The 6,795-nt window shown below is 38.9% G+C and carries 8 protein-coding genes; 4 read left to right on the top strand and 4 right to left on the bottom strand.

Translation table 11 applies throughout. The features are described 5' to 3' along the window. A partial coding sequence (locus V7149_RS09660; protein ID WP_335345423.1) for an ABC-F family ATP-binding cassette domain-containing protein occupies positions 1-826 on the bottom strand: 826 nt, incomplete at its 3' end. Beyond that, the gene (locus V7149_RS09655; RefSeq protein ID WP_335345422.1) at positions 823-1,467 is read right to left on the bottom strand and encodes an HD domain-containing protein; all 645 of its coding nucleotides are present in this window, start codon (positions 1,465-1,467) and stop codon (positions 823-825) included. The genes V7149_RS09660 and V7149_RS09655, both read right to left, overlap by 4 nt. 205 nt (positions 1,468-1,672) lie before the next feature. Here V7149_RS09655 and cysK point away from each other — a divergent pair, with 205 nt between their 5' ends. The 4 genes from cysK (at position 1,673) to V7149_RS09635 (ending at position 5,241) form a co-directional block, all read left to right on the top strand. Then, on the top strand, positions 1,673-2,602 hold the full coding sequence (gene cysK / locus V7149_RS09650) for a cysteine synthase A (RefSeq protein WP_335345421.1): 930 nt from the start codon (positions 1,673-1,675) through the stop codon (positions 2,600-2,602). An 88-nt stretch (positions 2,603-2,690) separates the two neighbouring features. Then, entirely contained in the window at positions 2,691-3,533 is an 843-nt protein-coding gene (locus V7149_RS09645) for an ABC transporter ATP-binding protein (RefSeq protein WP_335345420.1), read from the top strand. Further along, positions 3,466-4,218, top strand: a complete 753-nt coding sequence (locus tag V7149_RS09640; protein WP_335345419.1) for an ABC transporter permease — start codon at positions 3,466-3,468, stop codon at positions 4,216-4,218. The genes V7149_RS09645 and V7149_RS09640 overlap by 68 nt, the downstream gene beginning before the upstream one ends. 18 nt (positions 4,219-4,236) lie before the next feature. Beyond that, positions 4,237-5,241, top strand: coding sequence for an aliphatic sulfonate ABC transporter substrate-binding protein (locus V7149_RS09635; RefSeq protein WP_335345418.1), 1,005 nt, complete (start codon positions 4,237-4,239; stop codon positions 5,239-5,241). Between the two features lie 70 nt (positions 5,242-5,311). Here the strand turns inward: V7149_RS09635 and V7149_RS09630 are convergent, their stop codons facing one another. Further along, on the bottom strand, positions 5,312-6,157 hold the full coding sequence (locus tag V7149_RS09630; protein ID WP_335345424.1) for a DegV family protein: 846 nt from the start codon (positions 6,155-6,157) through the stop codon (positions 5,312-5,314). A gap of 93 nt (positions 6,158-6,250) precedes the next feature. Further along, positions 6,251-6,795, bottom strand: a 545-nt coding sequence (locus V7149_RS09625; RefSeq protein WP_335345417.1) for an amidohydrolase family protein, incomplete at its 5' end; no start/stop codon positions are given.

Genomic DNA, 6,795 nt, shown 5'->3' with positions numbered 1-6,795 from the left:
CTCCCCTTCTTATCCATTCTAATTCTCTTCTATATAGATTTTTTTGTTTATCAATTGTTGCTGCCTCATTTTCTTCGCGAATCGCTTTCGCTTCTAAAAAGGCCGCATAATTCCCTTTATAGCTATATAGCTTTCCGCCTTCTAGCTCAAACATTCTGTTCGTCACTCGGTCAAGAAAATAACGATCATGGGTAACTAATAAAAGTGCGCCCTGATATCTGCCTAAATATTCTTCAAGCCATTTGACGGAATCATAATCAAGATGATTTGTCGGCTCATCAAGAATAAGCAAATCTGGTGATTGAATTAAGCTTTGTGCGAGAGCAACCCTTTTCTTTTGTCCACCAGAAAGCTCCCCGATTTTCTTATTAAAGTCTTCAATTCCGAGCTTCGTTAAAATCGATTTTGCATTTGTGCTTGCATCCCAAGCATTCAACGCATCCATTCGCTTCTGCAGCTCAAATAGCTTTTCTTGAAAAACTTGATTTTCAGGGTCTTTGTTCATTTGGATCAATGCCTGCTCATATTCCCGCAACAAAATAAGAACCGGCGCATCACCCGCAAATACTTGATCTAACACGGTCATATGAGGGTCCAAATCAGGCTCTTGTTCCGAATAAGAGATCGTATAATCCTTCGGTGTCATGATTTCTCCAGAATCCGACAAATCCAATCCCGCTACAATTTTTAACAAGGATGACTTCCCTGTACCATTAACACCGATTAAACCAACTCTGTCTTTTTCTGAAATTGTGAATGAGATATCGTTAAATAGCTCCTTCTCCCCATATGTTTTTGTAATATTTTCGACTGAAATCATTTTCATGATTGACCATTCCATTCATTAAAAAATTCTTCAAGATAATTTTCCATCAATTGATGGCGTTTTTCAGCTATTTCCTTTGCAGTATCAGTGTTCAGCAAGTCCTTCAGCTTTAACAGCTTTTCGTAAAAATGGTGAATAGAGGATGACTTTCCTTTGCGATATTCCTCTTCTGTCATCGCCTCTCTTATTTGAAAATCAGGGGAATAAATGGGCTGGCCCTTCTTCCCTCCGAAAGCAAAGGTTCTCGCAATTCCAATCGCACCGATCGCATCTAATCTGTCAGCATCCTGCACAATTTTAGCCTCGATGCTTGTTAATACGGATTTTTTTCCGCCTTTAAAAGAAATGGAACCAATAATCTCGATGATTTGATCTCGGACTTTTTGTTCAAGTTCAAGTGCTTCAAGAAAATTAAATAACTTTCTCTCCCCTTCTTCTTTAGAAGAGTTCAGTTTCTCATCAGGAACGTCATGCAGCAAGGCAGCCATTTCAATAATAAATGGGTCGCCTTTGTTTTCCTTTTCACATATATATAAAGCATTTCTGCGAACTCGTTCAATATGAAACCAATCATGACCTGTACAATCTTCACCAAGAAGATCTCGTACAAAGCTTTCTGTTTTTTGTAATACGGCTTCCATAACAACTCCACCTTCACTTATCATCAAGAACCATTTTACCATGAAGGAAGAGGATAGTTAAAAAAATTACGTAGCCTGCATGACAACCAAACTATAAAATTTAATGTTTTGTATAATCCTTAGTAAAAAGGTATGGTTAATGCGATATTAATCTGGTAATATATATAAAAATGATAATTTTCAAAAAATGAATGCAGGTGAGACGATGAAGGTTGTAAATAATATAGCTGAATTAATTGGTGAAACCCCATTAGTTAGATTAAATAGACTGCCTTCCAAAGATGGAGCAGAGGTTTATGTGAAACTCGAGTACTTTAATCCAAGCCGAAGCGTGAAAGATCGGGCTGCTTATAATATGATTGTTGAAGCGGAAAATGCTGGACTCTTAAAAAGCGGTGCAACGATTATCGAACCGACTTCCGGTAATACAGGGATTGGCATTGCTATGAATGCGGCTGCTAGAGGGTATCGAGCAATTATTGTTATGCCCGATTCAGCTACGGCGGAAAGAATAAATATATTAAAAGCATACGGAGCAGAAGTAGTGCTTACACCTAGTGATGAAAAAATGCCCGGGGCTATAAATAAAGCTAGGGAAATTGCAGCTGGAACGAAAAACAGCTTTGTCCCTATGCAGTTTGAAAACGAAGCAAACCCTAATATTCACCGAATTACTACAGCCATAGAAATCATTGAGGCTATGGAAGAAAACGGGAAGAAGCTGGCTGCGTTTGTTGGAACTTCGGGGACGGGTGGAACGATTACAGGTACAGGTGAGGAATTAAAAAAATATGACCCTTCGATAACTGTACATGTTGTGGAGCCCGCAGGTTCTCCAGTATTGTCAGGCGGAGAGCCTGGTAAACATAAGCTAGTTGGCACGAGCCCAGGCTTCGTACCTCCTATTTTAAATACGTCTGTGTACGATGAAATTTTTCAGATAAAAGATGAAGAAGCATATGAAACTGTAAGAAAGCTTGCAGCCCTAGAAGGAATTTTACTAGGTCCCTCTGGTGGTGCGTCGGTATTTTCTGCCCTTAAAGTGGCAGAAAGATTAACGCCGTCAGATACTGTCGTTTGTATCGCTCCTGATACTGGTGAAAGATATTTATCAAGTGATCTTTTTGAATATTAATAACGGGATGGTCTGTTCATCCTGTTTTCTTTACACCTATATCTGATTAATTTCATATGAATAATTATGATTAAGTTGAGGTGAAAACATGTACTTAACTATCGATCGCATTAGTAAAAGTTTTAATAACGAAAAGAATAATAGAATCAAAGTTTTAGATAACGTCAATTTAAACATTGAAAAAGGAAGTTTTATTTCTATTGTAGGTCCTTCTGGCTGTGGTAAATCAACATTGCTTTATTTGATTGCAGGGCTGGAAAAAGCTGATGAAGGCGAAATCAAGATGGATGGGAAAGGGGTAACTCATCCAGGACCTGATAGAGTAGTTGTTTTTCAAGAGGCTGGATTATTTCCATGGCTGACCGTACTCGAAAATGTAACTTACGGCTTACTTCTAAAAAAAATCCCGAAAAAACAAGCTGAAGCGAAGGCACTTGAAATATTAAAAATGGTTCATTTGAGCCGCTATACCGATTCCTATCCCCATCAGCTTTCCGGCGGGATGAAGCAAAGAGTTGCCATTGCACGCGCACTTGTGATGGAGCCAGATATTTTACTTATGGATGAACCATTTTCGGCGCTTGATGAACAATCGAGGATGGTCCTTCACAAGGAGCTGCTTGACATTTGGCGTAAAACAAAAGTGACGATTCTTTTTATCACTCATAATATTCGTGAAGCTGTGTTACTTTCGGAAAAAGTCATTGTGTTTGCCACTCGTCCGGGAAAAGTAAAAGAAATCATTACTGTTCAGTCGGCTAAAGATGGAGTCATGCCAGACAGTGTTACACTTCATTCCGAACAAAGAATCTTATCGATTTTAGAAGAGGAAATAGAAAAAGTGCTGAAGGAGGAAATGGGTGATGACTACAGCTTTAAGGCGGATCGGCTTCATCGTGATCATAGCGGCGATTTGGGAAATCACATCTAGATTTTCAGGTCTCCCCGCATTTATGTTTCCGCCGCTATCGCAAATATTCGAAACAATGTTCAATGGGATTGTAAACGGTCAAATAACAGTAGCCATTGGCGTTAGCTTAAGCAGAATTTTAATTGGTTTCTTGATTGCCATAATTTTAGGCACATTCATGGGTTATTTAATTTGGAAGTATAAATTCGTTGAAGATACACTTGGCTTCTTAGTGACGGCACTCCAGTCAATCCCAAGCATCGTGTGGTTTCCGCTGGCGATTATCTGGTTTGGACTGAATGATTTTGCCATTCTTTTTATCGTCACGATTGGTGCTACGTGGACAATGACAATCAGTGCCACGAGCGGATTTAAAAATGTGCCAAAGCTGTATCAGCGTGTTGCAAGGACATTTGGTTCCACTGGCTTTCATTTTATTCGGACGGTCATCATGCCTGCTTCTGTTCCGCAATTACTATCAGGTCTCCGAATTGCATGGGCTTTTTCGTGGAGAGCATTAATGGCTGGTGAATTGCTTGGAGCAGGCGGTGGACTTGGAAAACTTTTAGAAACAGGAAGATCCCTCGGACAAATGGATCTTGTTATATCCGTAATGATCGTGATTGCCATCATAGGAACAATCATGGATAACATTGTTTTTGTCCGACTGGAACGATCTGTTCAAACAAAATGGGGAATGAATTAACAAGGGAGTTGGAATGAGTTGAAAAAGTTATTAATCGCTGTCAGTGCTTTTTTATTAATCGGTCTTCTAAGTGCTTGCACACAAAATGGTAAAGAAGCTAGTAATCAAGCCCAGGAACAAACGGTCAAAATCGGGTATTTCCCTAACTTGACCCATATCGCTACAATCGTTGCGCTTGAAAATAATTATTTTAAAGATGAATTTGGAGAGAATATCAAAATTGAAACGAAAACAGTTAGTAATGGCGGTTTATTTATGGAAGCCATGACAACGAAAGCAATCGATGTGGGAACGGTCGGTCCTGGTCCTCTGCTGAACTTCTATGTAAAAACCCCTAAATTCCATATAATATCTGGGGCAGTAAATGGCGGAGCGGTGCTTGTCGCCAATGAAGGAAGCCAAATCGAAAAGCTTTCAGACCTTGATGGAAAAAGAGTCGCCATTCCAGTTATCGGAAGCACTCAGGATGTTATGTTAAGGAAAGCCTTGCAGGATGTGAACTTAAATACAACAACGAACGGCGGAACTGTTGAACTATTTGCAGCTGCTCCAGCAGATACAGCTACACTTTTCGTCCAAAATTCTGTAGATGCGGCTGCCACTCAAGAACCGTGGGGTTATTTTCTAGAAACGCAGGCAAATGGAAAGCTTTTGCTTGACTGGGACCAGTTTGCTTGGGGCAAAGAATCAACAAATACAGTAGTCGCAGCAACTGACGAATTCTTAGAAAATAAAGAGCTTGTTCAAGCATATTTAACTGCGCATAAAAAAGCGGTTGCCTTTATTCAAGAGAACCCAGAAAAAGCTAAAGAACTGGTTATCAAGCATATTAAAGATTTAACAGGAAAAGAAATTAATAAGGAAGAGACAACTGCAGCTTTTAATAGACTGCAAGTAACGACAAATGTGAACGAACAGGTAATTCAAGAAATGGCCGATATTAGTAAAGAAGCTGGCTATATTCCGAGTAACAATATTGATGGGCTGATTAATCTAAAACATCTTCAAGATTTAGGAAATTAATAGAAATAAAAAAGCTGTCCTTAATAGAAATTTACATCTTCTCTTGGACAGCTTTTTTTATAATAAATTTTTATTCTAATCCATTAAACCAGCTAATACCAAGCGTATTCTCCCCCGCATGTACACCAATGGCTGCTCCAAGCGGATATGGCTGAAACGCAATTTCAGGAAACTCCACAATAAGTTCATCCTTCCACTTTAACGCTTCTGATTCATGTAATCCATACAAGATGTAAGCTTCTTTTATTGGTTTTTGCTGATGGGCTTTTCTAAGCAGCTGAATCATTTTATCCTTCGCTTTTTTGTCACTTCTAACCTTTTCATTTGTACTTAGTGCCCCATCAATGATTGCAATGATTGGAATAATATTCAGCATACTTCCAAGAAAAAATTGCACTCCGGACATTCTGCCGCTTCGATGAAGCTGTTCGAGACTGCCGATTCGTACATAAGTCTCATTCGTTTCACGTAACTTCTCTAAGTTTGATTTGATTTCTGCTGGCTCTATTCCCAACTCGGATAATTCAATTCCCTTTTTCACAATGCGGGTTAATGGGTAAGTAAGGATCTTCGAATCAATTGTTATGACGTTTGCATCAACAAGCTGTGCAGCCTGTTCACTTGAAGAAGCGGTCCCGCTCAATTTGCTGGAAATATGAACAGAGAAAATAACATCATACTTTTCGCCAAGCTTTTCATATAAATCTTTAAATGCGCCAATTGAAGGCTGTGATGTTTTTGGCGGATTTTTTAATGTTTTTAAACGTTCATATAACTGTGAAGGCGTTAAATCCACCTCCAAAAACTCTTCTTCATCCAATAAAATTGTAACCGGTATCGTATAAACATCTGGATGATTAAGCAGCTGCTCTTCTAAATATGCAGTACTGTCAGTAACCCATGCTATTTTAGTCAACATTTTTCCCCCTTATTGAAATTTATGTAAAACAGGTGAAAGAGGTTGGCTAAATCACCAGCCCCTTCACAAAAATGATGGTTTTAGTCAAAATCAGACTTTCCGAGCCAAACTTGATTGCAGTAAAAATGGTTTAATTTTTGGGAAAACCTTTATTGCTGTATTATAAAAAACGTCCTCATGATGCTCTTCTGGAATCAGTTTTTTTATAAATTCTATATATGGTCCAACGGGAACTAGCGGCCAATCTGTCCCAAACAGCAATTTATGATAGGAATCGGAAAAAACGAGCGCATGTCTTAAATGATCTAAAAACCTGCCTTCACTTTTGCTTATAAGTTCCTTTTCTGTTCCAACAAGCAGACCCGATAAATCGGCATAGACATTTGGATTTTTATAAATGATCTCAGCTCCTGTTAATGTCCATGGATCACCAAAATGAGCCATCATAAACGTCACATTGCGATGCTTTACAGCAACTTCATCAATTGTTAAAGGATGGGCATATTTTAACAGCCCTCTTTCCGAATAAGTGTCGCCAGTATGAAATACAATTGGCAGTCGATATTTTTCTGCCAGACGGTAAACAGGCTCATACACTTCATCATACGCATAAAAAGGATAGTAGCCTAAATAAA

Source organism: Bacillus sp. JJ1503 (assembly GCF_036965125.1).
Classification (GTDB): domain Bacteria; phylum Bacillota; class Bacilli; order Bacillales; family Cytobacillaceae; genus Cytobacillus.
This window is presented reverse-complemented; position numbering and strand designations above follow the sequence as displayed.